This is a genomic window from Bradyrhizobium sp. 172 (assembly GCF_023101065.1).
Taxonomy (GTDB): domain Bacteria; phylum Pseudomonadota; class Alphaproteobacteria; order Rhizobiales; family Xanthobacteraceae; genus Bradyrhizobium; species Bradyrhizobium canariense_D.
In genome coordinates this window covers 3,201,730-3,221,774 of record NZ_CP064701.1, presented here as the reverse complement: position 1 = coordinate 3,221,774, position 20,045 = coordinate 3,201,730, and the positions used below count along the sequence as shown (strand labels likewise).

At 62.1% G+C, this 20,045-nt stretch carries 17 protein-coding genes; 5 read left to right on the top strand and 12 right to left on the bottom strand.

Features of this window, described 5'->3' with window-relative positions; translation table 11 throughout:
- The first annotated feature begins 173 nt into the window (after positions 1-173).
- Together IVB07_RS15435 and IVB07_RS15430 are read left to right on the top strand one after the other, a co-directional pair.
- On the top strand, positions 174-371 hold the full coding sequence (locus IVB07_RS15435) for a hypothetical protein (RefSeq protein WP_247362306.1): 198 nt from the start codon (positions 174-176) through the stop codon (positions 369-371).
- Positions 372-540: 169 nt separating this feature from the next.
- The gene (locus IVB07_RS15430; RefSeq protein ID WP_247362303.1) at positions 541-2,235 is read left to right on the top strand and encodes an MASE4 domain-containing protein; all 1,695 of its coding nucleotides are present in this window, start codon (positions 541-543) and stop codon (positions 2,233-2,235) included.
- A 39-nt stretch (positions 2,236-2,274) separates the two neighbouring features.
- On the opposite strand, the gene IVB07_RS15425 is transcribed toward IVB07_RS15430, so the two are convergent.
- From IVB07_RS15425 to IVB07_RS15400, 6 genes are all read right to left on the bottom strand, one after another.
- The gene (locus IVB07_RS15425; protein ID WP_247362300.1) at positions 2,275-2,676 is read right to left on the bottom strand and encodes a hypothetical protein; all 402 of its coding nucleotides are present in this window, start codon (positions 2,674-2,676) and stop codon (positions 2,275-2,277) included.
- A 49-nt stretch (positions 2,677-2,725) separates the two neighbouring features.
- On the bottom strand, positions 2,726-3,643 hold the full coding sequence (locus IVB07_RS15420; protein ID WP_247362297.1) for a DUF2950 domain-containing protein: 918 nt from the start codon (positions 3,641-3,643) through the stop codon (positions 2,726-2,728).
- Positions 3,640-5,283 carry a DUF3300 domain-containing protein gene (locus tag IVB07_RS15415; RefSeq protein WP_247368051.1) on the bottom strand — a complete coding sequence of 548 codons (1,644 nt, stop codon included), beginning with the start codon at positions 5,281-5,283 and terminating at the stop codon, positions 3,640-3,642. Before IVB07_RS15415 ends, IVB07_RS15420 begins: the two co-directional genes overlap by 4 nt.
- Positions 5,284-5,437: 154 nt before the next feature.
- Entirely contained in the window at positions 5,438-6,757 is a 1,320-nt protein-coding gene (locus IVB07_RS15410) for a TAXI family TRAP transporter solute-binding subunit (protein WP_247767804.1), read from the bottom strand.
- 113 nt (positions 6,758-6,870) lie between these two features.
- A complete protein-coding gene (locus IVB07_RS15405) occupies positions 6,871-8,103 on the bottom strand; it encodes a biotin/lipoyl-binding protein (RefSeq protein ID WP_247362291.1) in 1,233 nt (410 codons plus the stop codon).
- Positions 8,096-8,527: a hypothetical protein gene (locus IVB07_RS15400; RefSeq protein ID WP_231190719.1), complete on the bottom strand. Its 432-nt coding sequence runs from the start codon at positions 8,525-8,527 to the stop codon at positions 8,096-8,098. The genes IVB07_RS15405 and IVB07_RS15400 overlap by 8 nt, the downstream gene beginning before the upstream one ends.
- A gap of 160 nt (positions 8,528-8,687) precedes the next feature.
- Here IVB07_RS15400 and IVB07_RS15395 point away from each other — a divergent pair, with 160 nt between their 5' ends.
- Together IVB07_RS15395 and ppk2 are read left to right on the top strand one after the other, a co-directional pair.
- A complete protein-coding gene (locus IVB07_RS15395; protein WP_247362288.1) occupies positions 8,688-9,140 on the top strand; it encodes a hypothetical protein in 453 nt (150 codons plus the stop codon).
- A 36-nt stretch (positions 9,141-9,176) separates the two neighbouring features.
- Positions 9,177-9,977: a polyphosphate kinase 2 gene (gene ppk2 / locus IVB07_RS15390; RefSeq protein WP_247362285.1), complete on the top strand. Its 801-nt coding sequence runs from the start codon at positions 9,177-9,179 to the stop codon at positions 9,975-9,977.
- 99 nt (positions 9,978-10,076) lie between these two features.
- Here ppk2 and IVB07_RS15385 read toward each other — a convergent pair whose 3' ends face one another.
- The 6 genes from IVB07_RS15385 to IVB07_RS15360 all read right to left on the bottom strand — a co-directional run bounded on the left by IVB07_RS15385 (position 10,077) and on the right by IVB07_RS15360 (position 18,220).
- On the bottom strand, positions 10,077-10,532 hold the full coding sequence (locus tag IVB07_RS15385; RefSeq protein WP_247362282.1) for a hypothetical protein: 456 nt from the start codon (positions 10,530-10,532) through the stop codon (positions 10,077-10,079).
- Between the two features lie 177 nt (positions 10,533-10,709).
- The gene (locus IVB07_RS15380; protein ID WP_247362280.1) at positions 10,710-11,144 is read right to left on the bottom strand and encodes a hypothetical protein; all 435 of its coding nucleotides are present in this window, start codon (positions 11,142-11,144) and stop codon (positions 10,710-10,712) included.
- A 31-nt stretch (positions 11,145-11,175) separates the two neighbouring features.
- Complete coding sequence (locus tag IVB07_RS15375; RefSeq protein WP_247362277.1) at positions 11,176-12,876, bottom strand: transporter; 1,701 nt, start codon at positions 12,874-12,876, stop codon at positions 11,176-11,178.
- 14 nt (positions 12,877-12,890) lie between these two features.
- Positions 12,891-15,644, bottom strand: coding sequence for a decarboxylase (locus IVB07_RS15370; protein ID WP_247362274.1), 2,754 nt, complete (start codon positions 15,642-15,644; stop codon positions 12,891-12,893).
- Between the two features lie 168 nt (positions 15,645-15,812).
- Positions 15,813-17,549: a SulP family inorganic anion transporter gene (locus tag IVB07_RS15365; RefSeq protein ID WP_247362271.1), complete on the bottom strand. Its 1,737-nt coding sequence runs from the start codon at positions 17,547-17,549 to the stop codon at positions 15,813-15,815.
- Positions 17,546-18,220: a YoaK family protein gene (locus tag IVB07_RS15360; RefSeq protein WP_247364666.1), complete on the bottom strand. Its 675-nt coding sequence runs from the start codon at positions 18,218-18,220 to the stop codon at positions 17,546-17,548. Before IVB07_RS15360 ends, IVB07_RS15365 begins: the two co-directional genes overlap by 4 nt.
- 130 nt (positions 18,221-18,350) lie before the next feature.
- Here IVB07_RS15360 and IVB07_RS15355 point away from each other — a divergent pair, with 130 nt between their 5' ends.
- On the top strand, positions 18,351-20,039 hold the full coding sequence (locus IVB07_RS15355; RefSeq protein WP_247362270.1) for a transporter: 1,689 nt from the start codon (positions 18,351-18,353) through the stop codon (positions 20,037-20,039).
- Positions 20,040-20,045: the final 6 nt, after the last annotated feature.

Genomic DNA, 20,045 nt, shown 5'->3' with positions numbered 1-20,045 from the left:
TACGACTTGTCCAGCGTGCTGGTCAGCTTCATAGCGCAAGCACACGGAGAAGAATTGCGCGGCCGCCATGCGACAGGCAATCGACGTCCTGGCAGATTGTTTTCTGCGTCGCTAGCGCGCGGCGCATAGCTCGGGACATCCGCGGTCAGAATAGCCTCGGCTCGACGTACAATTTGCTCGCCCTCGCAGCCGCCGACGAAATCCAGACCGCAAAATCATCGATCGAGGTTCAAATCTACACCAACCAAACTCGACACCAGCACATTGCCCCGCATGACGAATTTCCGGTATGTTACCGGCTCAACCGGCGAGCAACGATCCGGATGATTATCCCCGGCGCGGTGAACCGGCGCGACACTATTGTGGATTAAGGTTGGGGAAAGCTATAGCAAGCTTCGCACAGTCCTTGCAGGATTCCGGTGTATACGCGGCGCAAAGCTTCATGATCGTTCCTCGGAGAGGCTTCAACCTGGTCTGCCCTCACGGGCTTTCAACGGGCGTGGGGACGAGTAAGATGCTGTCTCGTGGCCCGGAGGCGGCATGAGCCAGCGCAAGTTCATGGGACTTGTCGGCGGTGCGACAGCATCAGGGCCGGGCATTGCGCCAGCGAGCCAGCGATCAGCCAACGCAGCCGCCGAGCCCGCTTACGATGATGAGCAAGAATTCCCACTGATCATCGCGAACATCCCCGCAACCCCTCGTCAAAAGGCCTGGGCGGTGGGTGTCGCCGTCTTGCTCATCGTCCTTGCAGCGGTCATCGCGCCGTTCGCCCGGATCCAATTGGGCCAGATTAATGGTTTCGTTCCAGTGTTGCAGACCGCGTTGGCCTTGGCCGAGTTCATCACGGCAGCCCTGCTATTTGCTCAATTTTCGATCCAGCCTCAACGGGCACTTCTCGCACTGGCAAGCGGATACGTTTTCAGCGGATCATTCGCATTCTTGCAAACGCTCGCCTTTCCGAACGGATACGCTTCCGCGGGTGTCATTGGGGATGGACTGAACAGCCCCGCTTGGCTTTACGTGCTATGGCACGCAACGTTCCCCGCGGCGATTTTCGGCTACGGGTTCACGAAGGATCATACCGCCGGCGGCAAACCAGGCAAACCTGCAACAGCCGCGATCATAATAGTTGTCGGGTGCATCGGCGCCGCCGTGGCAGGACTGGCGTGGATCGTGAACGCGAAAGCCGAATGGCTTCCTAATTTCTACGTGAACGACGTCAGGCACCAGACCCCTCTCGGCAATCAGGTCAACCTGATACTTTTGCTATGGAATCTGACTGCTCTCACCGTTTTGTTTGCACGCATGCGCACCATTCTTGACCTTTGGCTGATGGTGACTTTGCTCGCCTACTTGCCGAACTTTCTGGTAGCAATCATCGGCAGCTCGGTTCGGTTCACCATCGGTTGGTACGCAGCACGCGGTTTCGTTCTCGTCGGCAGTTGCATGTTGCTGACCGTATTGCTCATCGAAACGATGTTTATCTATTCGCGCCTTGCCAGCGTCATTGCCCTGCAACGACGCGAACGAGCGAACCGGCTTCTCAGCATCGACGCGGTCACTGGCGCGATCGCCCACGAGCTAAGATCGCCATTGGGGGCCATCTCGCTCAATGCTGCGACAGGCCTCAGTCACCTGCGAGCTGCCCCCCTTGAATTGGAGGACCTCGAAAACATCCTGTCTGACATCGAAGCGGACAGCAGCCGCGCCGCTGACATCATATCGAACATTCGCGAGATGACAATCAAAACGGCGCAGGGCGGCGCTTCAGCAAACGTCGAGGATGTCGCCGAGCTTGCGCTGCGACTGTTGAGGCACGATCTCCTTGCCAATGGCGTATCAGTAATTACGGAGTTTCAGGGCAACATTCCCCCAGTCGCTCTGGGCGGCACTGAGCTTCAGCAGATTGTCCTGAACCTCTGCAAAAACGCGCTTGACGCAATGAGTTCTGTCCCCGCCGATCAACGACAGCTCCGTATGAAAACCAGCCTTGATGGTGGCGCAACGGTCCATTTGTCCGTAGAAGACTCCGGCACCGGCATCACACCCCGTCACCAAGAGCGCATCTTCGATCCGTTCTTCACGACGAAACAAGGCGGTATGGGGTTGGGGCTGGCCATCTCCTCCAACCTGGTCGGAAGGTGCGGTGGAAAGCTGAGGCTGGTCAAATCGGACGTCAGGGGCTCCGTTTTCGAGCTGGAAATGCCCGTCTCCGCCCCCGCTTCGGTGCAATGACGGTACGGGACCGTCACGACCATTCCGCCTTTCGCGCGCTCACTTCAGAGAGATCATGATTGTGCTGAGATTAGCGGCGAATTCCACCCCGGCTTTTGGTCCCTGCAGCACCATCGTGACCCCTTTGTCGTTGCGCAGCTGAGCGCCATTGATGCCGCCGATCAGGGCAGCCCCGCCACCGACCGAGCTGTATGCGCCGGCAAAATCGCTGACCTCTCGAATGCCTGAAGCCCAGCCCTCGAGCCACCCAACGGTAGCGCCGACGGTAAAACCCAAGCTTACCCCGCTGATGCGGAACGGATGATGGCGGCCGCGATAGGTCAGCACGCCGCTCCCAGCGCCACCGCCCACGAGCAGCCCCGCCTTTACGATCTTGATCCGGACCTGCGCGGATGCCTGTGCAAACGACGGGGTCGTCGGGATAAGGAGTGCGAGCAGCACGAGGCGTGCCAAACGCCAAAGAAGCCCACGCAAGATCTGCGTGCGTCGCTCAGGGTTTTACACCATCCAGCTTCTTCCAGGTCTGGTCCGGATCGAACGCGCTGATGCGGGAAACGAGGACCTTGGTCCGAGGCCCGAGATCCTTCTGGTAGACAACGCCCGCATGGTTGACCAGAAAGGTCATGACGCCGGAATTGCCGTACTCGGCCGGCCAGGCGACCAGTGCGAAACCTCCGATCATCTTGCCGTTGACGATATAGTTCAGCGCGCCGCCTGGCGTGTTCGATCCCTGCCCCTTCAGGATGCGGAAATAGTAGCCATGATAGGGCGCCGGCCCCTCCTCGGCCTTGTAGCCTTCGGCCGAAGCCTGCGCCGCCAATGCACCGAGCGGGCTCGGGTCGCTGTCGTCGCGCCAGAACAACCCGTCCTTCTTGCCTGCGCTGCTGACGATGCGCTGCGCGTACACGCCAGTACCCTCACCGCGATCCTTGTCGGCGTATTCGTTCTCGGCATCGACAAAGGCGAGACTGGTCTGGATCGCGTCGAGTTCATTGCGGCCGATGCGGCGATACAGGACCTCAATGCGGCCTTCGGCGGTATCGAATTCCCAGCCGGTCCTGGTGTTGACGAGCGGAATCGGGAACGGAAAGTCGTCCGGACCCAACATCAGCACTGCCTTCCTGTTACCTTCCGCCTTGATCGCATGCTTCGCATCATACATCGAGGTGAAGCGTTTCCGGATGTCGACGTCGGCGACCTCGTCGCCGGAGGAAACGATGTCCTCGGCAGCGCTGCCGAGGACTTTCAGGATGGCCCGGTCCGGCCCGCTTTTCACGGCGGCAGCGAGCGCCCCTGCCGCATCCTCCGGTGTCGGATAGGACTGCTGCGCAAGGGATGGCGAGCTCAGGAGCCCAAGCGCAATAATGGCCGGCAAGATGGCGAGACGAAGCGACTTCAAACCCATCATGGCGTCACCTCGCCAGGAATCCGCGCGCCGCTCTCGAGCCAGTCGCGATAGGTACGGAATTTCAGACCGAGCTTTTCGTAATAGACCCGGAGATAGCCGTCGGCTCCGCGGGTGACGGCTACCGGCTTCACGTCCTCGACTTCTTGCGCAATGACGCCGACATAGGCCTTGTCGCTGCCGATATAGCTGAAGCGGTAATAACCAAGACCGCTTGCGAGATGGCCGAGCAGAACGACGTCATGCTTCAGCGCGATATCGGAACGCCGTCCGCCGCCACCACCACCACCACGGCCTCCGCCACCCTGGAAGCCTCCGCCGCCGCCTCGGCCGGCGAAGCTCGCACCTCCGCCACCGCCACCGCGCGGTCCCATGCTCGCCATGCTCGCATGACCACGCGCCGATGCTGCGGCCGCCGAGCGGCCCGACGACACGTTCAGCACGCTTCCGCTACCACCGCGGTTCGCGGCTTTGGCGCCCCCGCCCTTGGCGCCGCCGGCTTTAGGGCCAGCACTCTTTGCGCCGGCATTCTTGGCACCACCGCCCTTGGCCGCGCGATCGCCACCGCCTTTGGCGCGATCGCCTCCCGCCTTGGCGCGATCCCCGGCGCCTTGACGGTCGCCACCTCGGTCGCCAGCGCGATCTGCCGCACGATCCCCAGCGCGATCTGCGCCACCAGGCCGATCCTGTCCCGGCTTCAAGACTTGCTGTCCGTCGCGGCCGCGGAAATCCATGCGGTCGGCGGCGCCGGCCTTCAGATTGCTATTGCCGAAGCGCTGCTGAACGTTGGCGTTGTTGTAGCGTACCCCTTGGCGATGCGACGGATTGTGCTGCCAGCCAGTTCCGATGTTGGTGGTGCGGTGATTGATATAGACGTTGCGGTTACCCCAGTTGCAGCCGCCGCCCCAATAATTGCCCCAGCGACCGATAGCCCAGGCTGTGCCGAACGCGAGACCCGCCGCGACGACGCCTGCGCCGATGTAGGACGGGTAGCCGAAGTAATATGGTGGATACTCGGTGTAGGGCCACGCGCCGTAGACCGTCGCAGGCTCGTAGTACGGCACGTACATCGTATCGGGAACCGCCGGCTCGATCACGACCACCTGCCTGCTTTCCTCGGTCTTGACGCTCACCTTCTGCTGCGTGGTGGTCAGCAGCTTCTTGTTGTCATAAGCCTTGGTCCGCAGCCGCTGGACCGCATCCATCACATCCGATTGCTGCGCGAGCACCGCGTCGCCCAGCACCTTGGTCCAGTCGAGCTTGTCGCTCATCATGGAAAGGACCTCAGCAGTCGAGGCCAGCGCCTTGATGCTGTCATCCCACGGCTGCTTCTCGACTTCAGTCTTTAGGGCATCACCCCTCAGAGTCTTGTGCTCTTTCAGCCAGCGATCGGCCTGAACGACTTCCAGAGGATAGGTGGATGCCGCCAGCACGTTGGCAAGCAACTCGTCGGGATAGAGCGCGATCGGTGCGACCAGAGCTTCGAGCTGCTCGGGCTTGAGCATTTCGGCAGCCGCCCGCGGCTGACCCGGCGTTTGGGCTTGGGCACCTGAGGCGGCCGAAGTGTCCGCAGTTTGGGCTGCCGCGGGCACGGGCGCCAAGAGCAGGACCATCGCGATCAGAGTTCTACCGCAACGAAGCATCGCGTCCTCCCTTGAACCCTCATTGGGCCAAGCATCTTGGACGATCAGTGACCTTTATTGATCAAGATCAAGGAACAAGGAGCTCTCTCGAAGTCCGCGCTATACATTCCACGGCGGCCCGACGTTTGATCCGGTCGAGATCCGGCCGCGCCGCTCAGGCGCTGGAGCCCGGGAGCGCGGACAGCAAAACCCGGCGATCATGAATCAGGCTCTGAAGGCGATGCGCCGCGACATTCAAGGTCGTGACATCGAGCGCATTTTCGTCTCCTGCCGCGGCTTTGGCCTGCTGAGCCTGGAGAACCCGGTCGATTTCGGCCTCGATATCGGACAGTTCGGCTACTGCCTCCGCCCTGCGTATCCGCACACCCAACGCATACAGCAAGTCCAGCCCCCGTTCGGCCTTCGATGGATCGCCTACCCGAAGGAATTTCCAGGCAGCCGCCAGTACCGAGATGAGGCCGCCGAAAATCATGGGCGCGAGAAAGATGATGTTTCCCCATTCGTCCAGAAAGCTCTGCTGCGTTCCGTTGTAGAATGCCGCGGCGCCGGGATGAACCGCGAGAAAGGCGTCCGAATCCGTGCTCGGCGCGGTCATTTGAGAGAGTATCGGCAATTCGCCGAGCAGGTCCCTGCGCGCCTTCATCAGCGCGTCGGCCAGGCTGCCCGCCACCTCTGCGCTGAGCTGCTTTTGCGCGACCACATAGAACGAAACCCGCAGCGTGGTAAGATCCTCGCTCGGGACAGGCGGCGAACCGCGCAACGTGCCCTTCGGGACATCGAAGCTTTCATAGGCGCGCTGCTTTTCCGCGATGGCACCAGCCGCCTCGACGGGAAGGAGGACCGGCGCGGTCTTCGGCGTCTGCAGAAAGAGACCGCGCAAGAGGGCCAGATACTTTTCGGCAAGAGGAACGACGATCAGAATCGCCCGTACCTCCTTGGCATCGAGTGCCCGCCGCGCGTCTGCCGGTTGGAGATTGCGGAATGACACGTTGGCGCGTCCGAGGCCGTATTCGTCGCTGAGGACGTCGACGACCTTGCGATTTATCTCGCCGCCGATCACGCCGACGCTGGTGCGCTTCAGACCAGCGATTTCGGTAATGGAGGAGCCCGGCGGCGCAACCAGCAGGACAACGGCGTGGGCGAGAACCACGATAGCCTGCGCCTGCGATAGGTCGCCGACGTCGCCGCGGACGACAGCAAGCTCGACCTTTTCCGCCGCAAACTGCTCGGCAGCATCAACCGCGTTGGTCGTTTCCACCAGTCTGAGCCGGACCGGGGCGTTCACCACGGCAAGCCGGCTCGCCAACGCCGATACCAGACGCGTGGCTTCGCCATCCAGCGACCCGACCGCGATGGTCAGCGTCGTCGGGTGAGAGTACCAGCGGTAGCCGAACAGGCCCGCTCCAAGCACGAGCACAACAGCGCTGGCGACAATGAAGGAACGAAGCCAGATCGGCATTTTTGCAGGGACCATGTGGCCCTCATAGTGAATATGCGCTGGGTGGTCGGACTGGCTCATGATGCCAGACCGGCTCAACTGAGGCGCATCGCCGAACCGAAGTGCGATTCAAACCAAAGCGAAGCCGGTCAGTGCCCGCTCAGCACCAGCGTCTTGATCGGCAGCAGCAGCGCCTGAATCCGCAAGAGCATGGCGTGCACGAGGCCGACACCGTCGACAACATGCAGAGCGACGGCCCGACCCGTGCCCGTCTCCTTCGCGGATATCTCCTCGTGATTGCTGGTATAGGCATTGACGATGCAGCTGCTACCCGGCGTCACGCCTTCGAGGCCGCCCTTGTAGAGGGGCTCAAGGAAGGCCAGGATCGTGCCGGGCCGCCCGACGTTCTGCGCCTCGATCAGCTGCTCACCGCTTCGGAACTGGCCGGCTGCGATGTAATCCTGAACACTGGTGACGACCATGGGAATGATCACCCACGGCTTCGAGATGCAGGTTGCTTCCGCCACCATGCCGACCTTCATCACCTGTGCCTCGATCTGACCAAAGCCGGCCTGCAAGGCGCGCCGGCCGGCGCCGTCCGGAACCAGCACGCCGGCCGGCCGCATCAGCTGATTGACGACATCACCGGTGCGGACCAGGAATTGCTCCACGCGGCCATCGACGCCGGCGCGAACGAAGGTCTTGTCCAGATCGACCTGCGCTTCGGCCAACGCCGCCTGGGCGCTCGCTTTTTCAGCCGGCAACAGGGTTGAAAGCCGCAACGTCGCCGACGTCTTGGACGCAGTGGCCGAGTCCACACCAGCCTGCCGCTGGTTGACCACGACCTGTAATTTCTCGATATCGCGTTGCGGGACGATGCCGGGGTTGCGGCGCTGCAATTCCGTCTTCACGTCCAACTCGTCCTTGGCCTGCTGAAGGCTGGCCTTGGCTTCCTGGATCTGCGCTTCGGCCTTGACCACGTCGTTTTCCGCGCTTGTCATCGCGGCATCGACCTCAGCGATCTTGCGAGTGGCCGTCTCCAAAGCCGCCTTTTGCTTCGAACTGTCCAGCCTGAAAAGTACGTCGCCTTTCTTCACTGCCTCGCTGTAGCCGACATTGACTTCCGCGACGCGGCCCGAACCCTCGGGCAGGATCGGCACCGTGCGGAAATAGAGCGTGGCCGAGGTCGTCGACGGATGAAAGTAGAAGATCATCGTGATCAGAGAAATCGTGAGCATCAGGCAGCCGGTGATGCCCCATCGCAATTCGTACCAAATGGAAAAGAACGTGATCTCTTTGCCGAAACGTTTGCCTTGGGCATAGCGGCGGTAGAGGTAGTCCGGCAGGATGGTCAGAAGAGAGCAGAACATGAGCTCAAACATGGCTGTGTTCCTTCCCCTTGACGATCGGCTTCTCGACCGGCGGCAGGATTGGCAGTTCGGGCTCGCGGCCCTCACCGGGCGCCGCGTCAGCGATTCTCTCGACCGAGCCTGCGATGCTCCGCAGCGGCGTGCCGAAATCCGGTAGGTCGATCATCGCGAGCAGAAGACCGGCCACCCAGAAAATGTGCATGTGCGTAAAGAGCGAGATGATGCCCAGCACGGCCACGATCTCGAACTGCAGCTTCTGCGACTTGTGCGCCATTCGTTCGGGGAGGCTGTGCAGCTTCCAATAGAGCGTACCGACCCAGAGCACGCTGCCGATCAGGAAGATCCCCATCACCACCATCAGCACGTCCGTGCCGCTTCCCGGCGCGAGATAGAACGGCAGATGATGCGGGGCCAACGGGTGAATTTGCTCGGTCAACGGTAGCTCTCCACCAAAAGGAATGAGGGCAGTACGCGCTCTAGACAACGACCGTGGCAACGCAGGCGAGAAATTGATTGATATGAATCAAAGGTCCGAACGGCGCGGAACCTAGCCTAGCCCTGACTCTACCCCACAGCAAGCCAGGAGCTCGTCAGTCATGCCCGGCATCGATGATCTCATCCCCCACGCCGCGCAAATCCGCAAGGAAGCGGCGCTCGAAGACACTAAAAAGGCCGAAGAATATGTGCGCCTCGCCGCCGCCGCCGAAGCCGAGAAGCGCGCCCTGATCGAGCGGCTGAGCAAGCCGTCCGGCAAGACCGAGGAGGAGAAGATCAAGCTCGCCTCGACCATCATCCAGCGCGCGGTTCGCAACGGTCTGACCGAGGTGCAGGTCTACCGCTTCCCGAACACCCTGTGCACCGACAAGGGCCGCGCCATCAACCAGATGGAGGGAGGATGGGAGAAAACGCTGACGGGAATTCCAAAAGAGATATTCGAGCTCTGGACCGAATACCTCAAGCCGCGCGGCTACCGGATCGGCTATCAGGTCATCGACTTTCCTGGCGGCGTGCCCGGGGATATCGGCGTCATCATTTCGTGGGGCGACTGATCACGTTTCGGCCGGATTGACGGAAGGCGGAGCAGCATGGCGAAGGATCGAGCCACAGAGCGGATGAAGCGCAAGGACTACGAGAAGGAGCTCGAAAAGCTCCAGATCGAGCTTTGCCATCTTCAGGATTATGTGAAGGAAAATAGACTTCGGGTCATCGTCCTGTTCGAAGGCCGCGACGCGGCCGGCAAGGGCGGCACGATCAAGGCGATCACGGAAAAGGTCAGCCCGCGCGTGTTCCGGGTGGTGGCACTGCCGGCGCCATCGGATCGCGAAAAGACGCAGCTTTTCTTCCAGCGCTACATGAAGCAGTTTCCGGCCGGGGGCGAGATCGTGATCTTCGACCGGAGCTGGTACAATCGGGCCGGCGTCGAGTATGTCATGGGATTCTGCTCGCCCGCCGAGCACGATCGTTTCCTCGCGCTCTGCCCGCAAATGGAAAAGTACGCCATCGACGGCGGCATCATCCTGATCAAGATCTGGCTCGAGGTCGGGTTGGACGAGCAGGAGCGCCGCTTCAACGCCCGCATCGACGATCCGGTGCGGCAATGGAAGCTCAGCCCAATGGACATCGAATCCTTCAAGCGCTGGTATGATTATTCGCGCGCGCGCGACCTGATGCTCAAGAAGACGAGCACGAAGGACGCGCCTTGGTACATCATTCGGTCCGACGACAAGCGGCGGGCGCGGCTGAACTGTATCGCGCACATCCTGGAGGCTATCCCGCACAAGCGGATCAAGAAGGACAAGGTGAAGCTGCCGAAGCGCTCCGACAAGGGACGTTACAATGACCAGGCCCCCTTGCGCGGGATGAACTTCGTCGCGGAACGATATTGACGAAGTGATCGCGGGCCGCACGGCGGGCGCGGTCCGATCGTTGACGGTCAGATCGATGCTGCCGACGGACTTCGCTGGGTCCGTCAGCAGCGCATTCTTTCAATACGGATACTGGTTGGGGCAGACCCAATTGCCGTACGTGTCCTGATAACAACCGTTATTGTAGTTGTTGTTGTAGTATCCGTAGGCGCCCGCGGCGGCCGCACCGACGGCGGCGGCACCGTAAGCCGCGCCTCGATAGCCATATCGCGGATAGCCTCCGGGATAACCGGCGACCGGACGACCGGGACGGCCCGCAACGGGGTAACCTGGACGGCCAGGACGACCGGCGATCGGATGGCTTGGCCGCGGACCTCCTGCATAGTGGCGCCCGCCTCCGCCATGGATCCGTCCGGCGTGAACGGCGCCGCCATGAAAACCTCCGGCGCGCATGCCCCCTCCACCTCCACGATAGCCACCACCGCCACCTCCGCGGCGGGCATAGGCATCATCGGGAATGAGCGTGGCCGTGAGAAGAACGACGGCCGCAACAAGAGCCAGAAGATAACGAAGCATGGCATGTCCTCCCTCGATATGGGTGCCGTGATCCGCTTTCGACGATGCCTCGCGGAACGCGGTTGGCACCCGAACGTGGCACTGAGTTGCGGCCGCTTCCCTGACCTATGTGCATGAGAGAAGCAGCCGCCATTCAAGCTAGAGCGCCGCGACCGCCGAAGCGGCGCGACTGCCGCTCTACCGCTTCAAAGCTATCGTCACGCCCCCCACAGCGGCTGACAGCTCCGCACCGACCTTCGGCCCGCTAAGCTGCAGAATCACGCCGTTGCCGTTTTGCAGCTGAACGGCACCTGCGCCGGCGGCGACGGCACCGCCCGCACCGCCCACAGCATAAGAGCCTTCGATCGACTCCGGCCCCCTCAGGTTAAGAGCGCGGCCGACCAGCTTGGTGGTCGAGGCGCCGATTGTGAAGCCGACGCTCATGCCCGAGACGGTGAAGGGATATTTGTGGCCCCGCAGCAGCAGAACGCCCTCGCCGCCACCGACGCCGACGATGAATCCGCCTTTGGTGAAGACCACGGCGACCTGGCCGGTCTCTGCCTGCGACGGCGTGCTGAAGCCGGCACTTATCAGCAGAGCAGTCAAGGCGACACGGATGGCGACTTTTCTCATGAGATTCGTTTCCTCTGGTTGTTATGCCGATCTATTGAGCCAGTATCATCGCGAAGTAGCCAAACACGGTGAGCAGAATGCCCGATACGGCGTAGCCGACTGGGAACCCGATCCAGGGCACGGAGCTCTGGATTTCCACCGCGGCTTCGCGGCACGGACCGGAGTGCGACCGCGCACCGGCAACGCCGCCCATCAGCACGGCCGGATTGATCTTGAAGACGTGGAAGCCGATCGCCCAGACGACGAACGGCGGGATCGTGCAGGCGATGAAGCCAGCGACGAAGATCTTCAACGCGACCGCACCCGTGAGCTGCGCCAACAACCCGGCGCCGGCATTGATGCCGACGATGGCGACGAAGACCACGAGGCCGAGATCCTCCAGCACATTGCGCGCCGCGTTCGGTGTGTTGCCGAAGAAGCGCAGTCGGGAGACCAGCGACGAGACGATCACGCCGGACAGCAGCAGTCCGCCGGCATTGCCGAGGCCGATCTTGGCGCCGAAGGCTGGAAATTCGATCATCCCGATCAGGAAGCCGATGATCATGCCGGCGGCGAGCGTCAGCAGATCGGTCGAAGTGTTGGTCCGCGCAATGCGTCCCCACACCTCGCCGAGCTCGTTGACGGCCGACTTGATACCGACCACCGAGACGATGTCCATCCGCTGCAACTCCGTCTTGAGACCGGCCGGAATCTGCACGCCGCCACGTTCGACCTTGGTGACCTGCAGCTGGCCGGCAATCGCGGTCTCACGGAAGGACTCGAAGGTGCGTCCGACCATCTCCTTGTTGGTGACCAGGATGTCCGCCTGATCCATGGGAATGCCGAGCGCCTTGGCGTCGGCAACCTCAGGGCCAATCAGTCCCATCTTGTCGGTCAGATGCTCGGTCGCGCCACCGAGCGCGACGAGGTCTCCCTTTTGCAGCACGACGTCGGGATCGGCTCCCAACGGCTGACCGCCTCGCACCACGTTGACGATGCGGTATTCCGGGTTGATCGTGCGGAATTTGGCGATGCTCATGCCGACCTGGGCCGGATTTTCGAGCCGGTAGGCGCGCAGGCCGAACTGCCGATAGCCGGTCAGGCCGCCACCCTCGAGATCCTTGACGCCAAATTCCTTCTCGTATTGCCTGGCAGCCGCCTTGGCATCGACGCCCCACCAGCGCGGCAGGTATTTGCAGATCAAGATGATGCCGACTGTGCCCCAGATATAGGTAATGCCGTAGGACAGCGCGATCATGCCCGACGCGTCCTCGGGCTTCATGCCGTCAGGAAGCTTGACGACACCTGAGGTGATGGCCTGCTCGGCTGAGCCGATCGCGGCGGACATCGTCTGCGACCCCGCCAGCATGCCGCCGGCAGCGCCGATCGGCAGCGCAAAGAGCTTTGAAAGCATAACGACAAGCGCCAGACCGAGAACGCTCGACACCAGCGCCAGGATGCAGAACTTGAGACCGTCGCCCTTCAGGCTGTTGATGAAGGACGGTCCCACACGTAAGCCGACGCCATACATGAACAAATAGTAGAACAGACTCTTGGCGAACGTGTTCAGCTCAAGCTTCACGCCGTAGACCGACGCCCAAACCGAAAGGGCTGCGCCCACCACGATGGCGCCGGCGACCATGCCGAGGCCGTAACCCTTGATGCTGGCACGGCCGATCCAGACGGCGAGGCCAACGACGAAGAACAGCAACAGAAACGGGTTCTGCTGCAAGAACGTGAAAAAGCTCTGCATGTCCGTCCCCTTTATTACGATGCCGCCTTCAGCTTCGGCGCGGCGCCGGGCTTGGGCCGGCCAATCTTCGCCAGGGCTTCGGCACGTACGAGCTTCAGCCCCTCCTTGGCGTCGTAGCCGTGGATTTCCTTCACATCGAGCTTGCGCATGAAGTCGATGGTTTCCTGGGTGATGACCTGCCCCGGCACCATGATCGGGAAGCCCGGCGGATACGGGATCACGAAACTGGCAGAGACGAGGTCGGGACCGGCCTTGAGGCGACGGTCGATCTCGGGATCGCCGAGCCGGATATATTCGCATCCCGCCGCGTCGTAGGCCGAGTAGAAGCCGCTGCGGATATCGCCCTCATTGGTCCTGGTGCCGGCATCGCCACGGAAACTGTCGTGGAACTGCGAGAAGTTCGGCAGGTCGGGCACATCGGTCATCAGGCTCTTGACCCGCGCCTCGAAGGTCTTCTTCGCATTGGCGCCACCCTGAACCAGTCCACGATCGACCTCGCCCGCAATCTCGGCCAGCACCCTCACCAGATGCGCAACATCGCTGCGGGTATTGTTGATGTTGGACTGGAACAGCACCGAATTGCGCGAGGTCTTGTTGATCTGGATGTTGTACTCGTTTGCCAGGATTCCCTTGAACTGCGTACCGTCGTATCCGGCGGTGCCGCACACCAACGTCATGCGGGTCGGATCGAGGCAGAACTCGTCGTCGTCAAGGCTCTTCAGGACACTCGCCCAGTTTGTGCCGGTGGCCAGATAGTCGGTGAAGCCGCTCTGGCGGTATTGCGCCGGCACCATCGCGTCCGCACCGAGAATCCGGAAGTATTTCGAGATCAGTGGATTGTTGTTGACCGCTTTGCGGATCGCGAACGCGATTTCGATCGCGTTCGCTACCAGACCATAGCCCTCGAGCTCCATCTGACGCCGCGAGACGTCGAGGCTCGCGATGAGCTGCTGGTTCGGGCTGGTCGACGCGTGCGTGAACACCGCCTCCTTGAACTGTTGCTCGACGGTATGGAATTCGACGTCCTTGACCGACAGCATCGAGCCCTGCCGGATTGCCGACATCGACTTGTGGGTCGAGTTGGTCTGGTAGACGCGCAAGCGGATCTGACGCGGATCGGGAATCAGTCGGGTCTTGAGCAGCACCTCGTCCGATGGATTCTTGTCGAGCTCGGCCTGCTGCTTCTCGTAAGCCGCAACCGATTTCGGGTCGTGCATCCAGGCCTCGATCTCGTTCGCGGCGCCCATCGCGGTCCGCCGCCGCAGGAACGGCGAGAAGCGTGCAAAGCCGAACCAGGCTTCATCCCACAGGAAGATCAGATCGGGCTTGATCGCGAGGCATTCCTCCATCACCCGGCGGGTGTTATAGATGTGGCCGTCGAAGGTGCAGTTGGTCAGGTCGAGCATCTTGACGCGGTCCAGCCGGCCATCTGCCCGCGCATTCAGCAGCGCCTGCTTGATGGTCTGCAGCGGCACCGCGCCGTACATCGAATACTCGGTCATCGGGAACGCTTCGACATAGATCGGCTGGGCGCCGGCCAGAACCATGCCGTAGTGGTGCGACTTGTGGCAGTTGCGATCCACGATCGCGATATCGCCTGGCCCGAGCAGCGCCTGCACCGCCATCTTGTTGGAGGTCGAGGTGCCGTTGGTCACGAAGAACACGCGATCCGCGCCGAGCGCGCGTGCCGCCTTGTCCTGCGCTTTCTTGATGGTGCCGGTCGGCTCCAGCAGGCTGTCGAGGCCGCCGGTGGTGGCGCTGCTTTCGGCCAGGAACAGATTCAAGCCATAGAACTCGCCCATGTCGCGGATCCAGTCCGACCTGAAGACAGATTTGCCGCGAGCGATCGGCAGCGCATGGAACGTGCCGATCGGGCGTTGCGCGTATTTCTTCAGGTTGTCGAAGAATGGCGTATCGAATCGATCCTGGATCCCTTCGAGGATGGAGAGATGGAGCTCGAGGAGCTCCTCGATGGAGTAGAATATCCGCCGAGCCACATTGGCCTCGGGGTTCCCCGCCATTTCCTCGACGTCGCGATTCGACATCAGATAGATGTCGAGCTCGGGACGTACCCGCTTGATGACGTGGGCTAGCCGGAGCGCGGACGCGTCCGACTCGTCATTGATCCCCGCGGCGGCGGTCATGGTGCGCAATACCGGCGCGTCGTGACGCGAGCGCAGAGCGAACCCCTCGTTGATGACGACGGCGGCGATATTGGGGTTGAGCATCGTCGCGCAGAAGGCGTCTTCCAGACTTCCGACGATCACCGGCTCATAGACGAACGAATCGACCGGACGCCGCAACTTGCGCCATTCGGCAGCGAGAGCTGGCCACTTCTCGGAGGAGACGCCGGTGACGACCAGCGTTTCGAAATAGGGTCGCCGAGCTGCATGCGATCCGAAAGTTGACGGCACAAGCTCGGGCGCATCACCGTCGCCGTCGTCCTTGGCATCCCAGTCGCCGGCAAGCTGGCGGAAGGATCTCGTCATCAACGCCTGCGTAATGCGCGTCGCGAGAGCAAGTGAACCCGCCGCATCCCCGGCCGAGGCGGCTTCCCGCAAAGCCGCCATCAACTGCAGCCCCGGATAGCCGTGAAACTCCTCTATCACGGAGAGATCGGCCAGGGCCGCGTCAAACATCGCACGGTCGCCGCCGCGCGCCCATGCTTTGGCTGCTTCGACCAGATCGCGCCAGTTGTCTGCCCGTCCGCCGGGCCCGGAAATGAACTGATCGATGCGCTTCTCTGCAGGCTTGGCGTCCTTGGACATGTCTCTCTCCGGATCTTTGCGAGGTCGCAGCCGGATCGTGATGCCCGCTCACCTCGGTTTATTGATCCAAGTCAACGGACGCGCATCTTGAAGAGACCCGAAGCACCTCGCGATGCAATATCGTCCGAGGTGGTTGCCCGATTCCGATTGCAGGCGAGAGAGATCGGATCAGAGCCGGGTGGCCAACACGCCGGCCGGATCCTCCGATATGGGATCAGACGATTGCTTGCTTTCACCGAGCACGCTGTCGACCGAGCGAAGCCAAATCGCACTGTCGGTCTTTTCCGCCAATCCCTCGGCCCGCAGCAGATCGCGCAATTGTGCATGTGCACCGACGATGCAGAAGGCGATATGGACCGAGGCGAGCTTGTCGTGAAGGTCGTGCAACATGCGCGCCCCAGCCAAATCAATGTAGGGCGAAGCGGAGAGATCGCAGACAACCAGCCTGATATCGGACGACTTCAGCAAGGCATCCGACACTGTTTCCAGGATTGTTTCGGCATTGATGTAAAGCAGCGAGGCTTCCGGTCGAAAGGCGATGATACCGACCAATGGCTCGACGCCTTCGTGCCTCGCATCATCGGAGTAGCGGCCGGTGCCCGGGAGCCGGCCGAGGAAGGCGACATTCGGACGTGAGGCTCGCGCCAGGAGCAGGACAATCGAGGCAATCGCCGCCAGCAGAACGCCTTGCAATATCCCCAGGAGCAGCACGGATACCAGCGCAATTGCCGCAGCGTTAAAGTCGATGCGGCTGACCTGCCACATCCGCAACAGCGCGCGGATGTCCACCAGCCTGTAAACGGCAGCAAAGACGATCGCCGCCAGCACCGCCTTGGGCAGATTCGTCAGGGCTCCCGTGAAGAACAGCAGGCACAGTGCCAGCGTCGTCGAACAGATCACCAGAGCCAGGGGCGTGCGCGCGCCCGCATTGTCATTGACGGCAGATTGCGACAATCCGCCCGCCACGGGGTAGCCGTGGCCGAATGCGGCGACGAGGTTGGCCGCGCCAAGCCCCAAAAACTCCTGACGGACATCAAGGGCATAGCCATGCTTGGCAGCAAAGCTGCGCGCGGCGGAGACACCTTCGATATAGGCCAGCAGCACGCATCCCGCAGCCAGCGGGAACAGTTCGTCCGGCTCCAACAGACCAAAGCTGGGTAGTCCAAACGCCGGCAATCCCTCCGGAATTTTGCCGGTCACCGGCACGCCAAGCGATGGAAGGCCAAGCAGTGTCGCCAGCATGATCGATAGCGCCATGATCGTGAGCCCGACCGGCTTTCCCCGCAGCCACCGCTCTCCCACAAGCAGGGACAAGAGAGCGAGGGCTCCGATCGCCAGAACCAGCCAATTGATGCCGCCGAGCTGACCCGCGAGCTTGATGGCGCGATCGAAAAAATTGTGACCGCCTCCGGCAACGCCGAACAGGCTCGGCAACTGGCTCATCATGATGGTAAGTCCCGCGCCGGCCTTGAAACCGACCAGGATACTGTCGCTCACCAAGCGGACGAGAACGCTGAGCTTGAACAACCAGGCGATCAGGCACAGCAGCGCCACCGCGCAGGCGGCCAGGCTCGCGATCTCGGCATATTTCGCCGCGTCTCCGCCGGCCAGCGTCCCGACGGTCGCCGCAATCATCAGCGAGATCGCCGAGGTTGGACCTATTGCAAGCTGGCGCGACGACCCCAGCAGCGCATAGCCGATGCCGCCGAGCATGTAGCCGTAGATGCCGATCTGAGGCGGCAGGCCCGCCAGCGTCGCATAGGCAAGTGACACAGGGAGGGCGTACGCCGCAAGCGTAATGCCGGCGATGGCGTCCGAACGCAGCCAAGCGCTACGGTACTGCGCCAACCATGTCGCCGGCGGAAACAGGAAAGTCCAGCGCGATCTGCGGTTGGATGAGGTCATGAGCTGGCCTCCTCGCCTGGACTTTCGCAACGCAACAGCACAACCAGCAGCGCGATCACGGGGACACCGAGCGCCAAATTCGGGATCTGCTTGGTCGCGAAGGCGCCAAGAGCCGCGCCGAGGCCGAACGTGATACACAAGACAACGAAAATGCCGGGGAGCCGTAGCGCCCCCTCGCCAGACGCTACAGCAAACACACCTTCAATCGCCTGCCGCATGTTGCCCGTGATCATGACGGAGCTGTAGAGCACGCCTTCGACCCTCGTGAAGACGGCGCTCTGTACGGCGGCGACGAAGGAAATGCCAAGCGTTCCCGCAAGATCCGGCAGGCGATTGTGCAGGATGGCGATAGTAACCAGCAGCAGGATTTCGATCAGCGTACCGATCGCGCTGGCGCGCGCTCCGGTTGCCCGTCGCAGCCATGCAGCGACCAGGATACCGGCGGCGAATGCAAGGATCGGCGGAACGAAGTGCAGCGCCTTCGTCCAATTTCCGATCGAGCCATAAACCCACAACAGCACAAGGTTTGCGGTCTGGGCATTGGCCATCACGCCGTGGATGATCCACGTAAAGGCGTCGATATAGCCCCCGGCGAAGGCAAGCAGCAGCGCAATCGGCACCGTTTCGTCGCGGCGTATCGACGAAGCAGCGGCAGTATCCATCGTGCTCATGTCCGAAGGTCGGCTTTGACTCTTGAGGCTCCACAAGAAGCGAGCTTGCCGCCGACCAGGATTGATCTGGATCAACTGTCGCCAGCTTTCGGCAACGAGATTGGCCCCTAACTACTGGAGGCAATGCGCCATGATTACCGTCAGGTGGATCATCTCTGCCGCGCCGGAAATCTTCCTGCTGCTGTCGGTCGCGCTCGGCACCATCCTTGGCCGCGTCCGTATTTTTGGATTTTCGATCGGCACCACCGCATGCACGCTCATCGTGGCGGTCCTGATCGGGCAGCTCGGCACCTTCACATTTCCAGCGCTACTGAGAGTCATCCTCTTCAGCCTGTTCGTATTCACGATCGGGTACCGGTCGGGGCCAGAGTTCTTTGCTTCTCTGAGCATCCGGACCTTGGCGCAGGTCGCCCTCGCGCTCGTGCTTGGCGGCACCGGGCTTGTCATCGTTCTCATATTTGCCAAGGCATTCGCACTCGGTCCCGGCACCGCTTCGGGGCTCGCTGCGGGAGCCCTGACGCAATCTTCGGTGATCGGCACCGCGTCCGGCGCGCTGGCCCAACTCGGGCTCGCCAAGGACGTGCTGGAGCAGCAGGAGGCGAATATCGCCGCCGGATACGCGGTGACGTACGTCCTTGGTTACATCCTCACGCTTCTGTTCGTACCCTTTGTCGCGCCGAAATTGATGCGGATCGATTTGAAGGCGGAGGCTGCGAAGCTGGAAGCGGAGCTGTCAGGAGGAAACCCGCCGCAGACCGAAAATCTGCATTATCGAAAGTTCCAGGCGCGCGCGTACCGGGTGTCGGCAGCGGCGGGACGCACGGTCGGCGCCGTCGAAGACGAGATCGGCAGCCGCAGTGTAATCGAGCGGATCGTGCGCGGGGGAGCTGACGTCGAGCCGCATCGTGACACGGTTCTTGAAGCGGCCGACGACATCGTCATCGCGGGTCGCACGGCGGCCATTGTCGCCGCAAAGCCGATTGTTGGCACCGAAATCGACGCCGACGAGATCCTGAAGGCTCTTCCAGGCAATGTGGTCGACGTCCTCGTCGACAATCGCAAGCTCCACGGCCGCTCCGTCAAGGACGTGGCCGACCGCGTCGGCGACGCCGCGCGCGGCGTGTTCCTGCGCACCTTGACGCGGATGGGACGCGAGGTCCCCTTGAGCGCGGAGACCCGCGTCTATGTCGGTGATGTCATGACGCTGGTCGGCAGCACCCGCAACATCGAGCGCGCCGCCTCGCAGGTTGGACAGATCCTGAGCTCCGAAGACCGTACCGACATCGCATTCCTTGCCGCAGGCATTGCCATAGGTCTGCTTGCCGGTCTCGTGAGCGTCAAGATCGGGTCTGTGCCCCTGACGTTGGGAGGTGGCGGCGGCGCCCTGATTGCAGGGCTTTTCTGCGGCTGGCTGCGCTCTCGGCGGCCGACGATGGGTGCAATGCCTCCCGCAGCGCAGCAGACGCTGAGCGACCTCGGGCTCGGCGGCTTCATCGCCGCGATCGGGCTCGGCAACGGCCACGCGGCCTGGGTCGCGATCCAGTCGCACGGCTTGTTACTGGTCGGCATGGGCCTGGTCGTCACGCTGGTGCCGCTGATCGTGACCACCCTGTTTGCCCATCGCGTGCTCCGCATGAACCCGGTCATCATTTGCGGAGCGCTGGCCGGCGCCATGACGGTCGACGCCGCCGTGACCGGCGCCTGCGAAGTTGCAGAAAGCCAAACCCCCGTCCTCGGAGTCGCCGTGCCTTACGCTGTCGGCAACGTTGTGCTCACCGTGCTTGGACCGATCATCGTGGCCAGCACTTTCGCCGGCTGAAGGAGG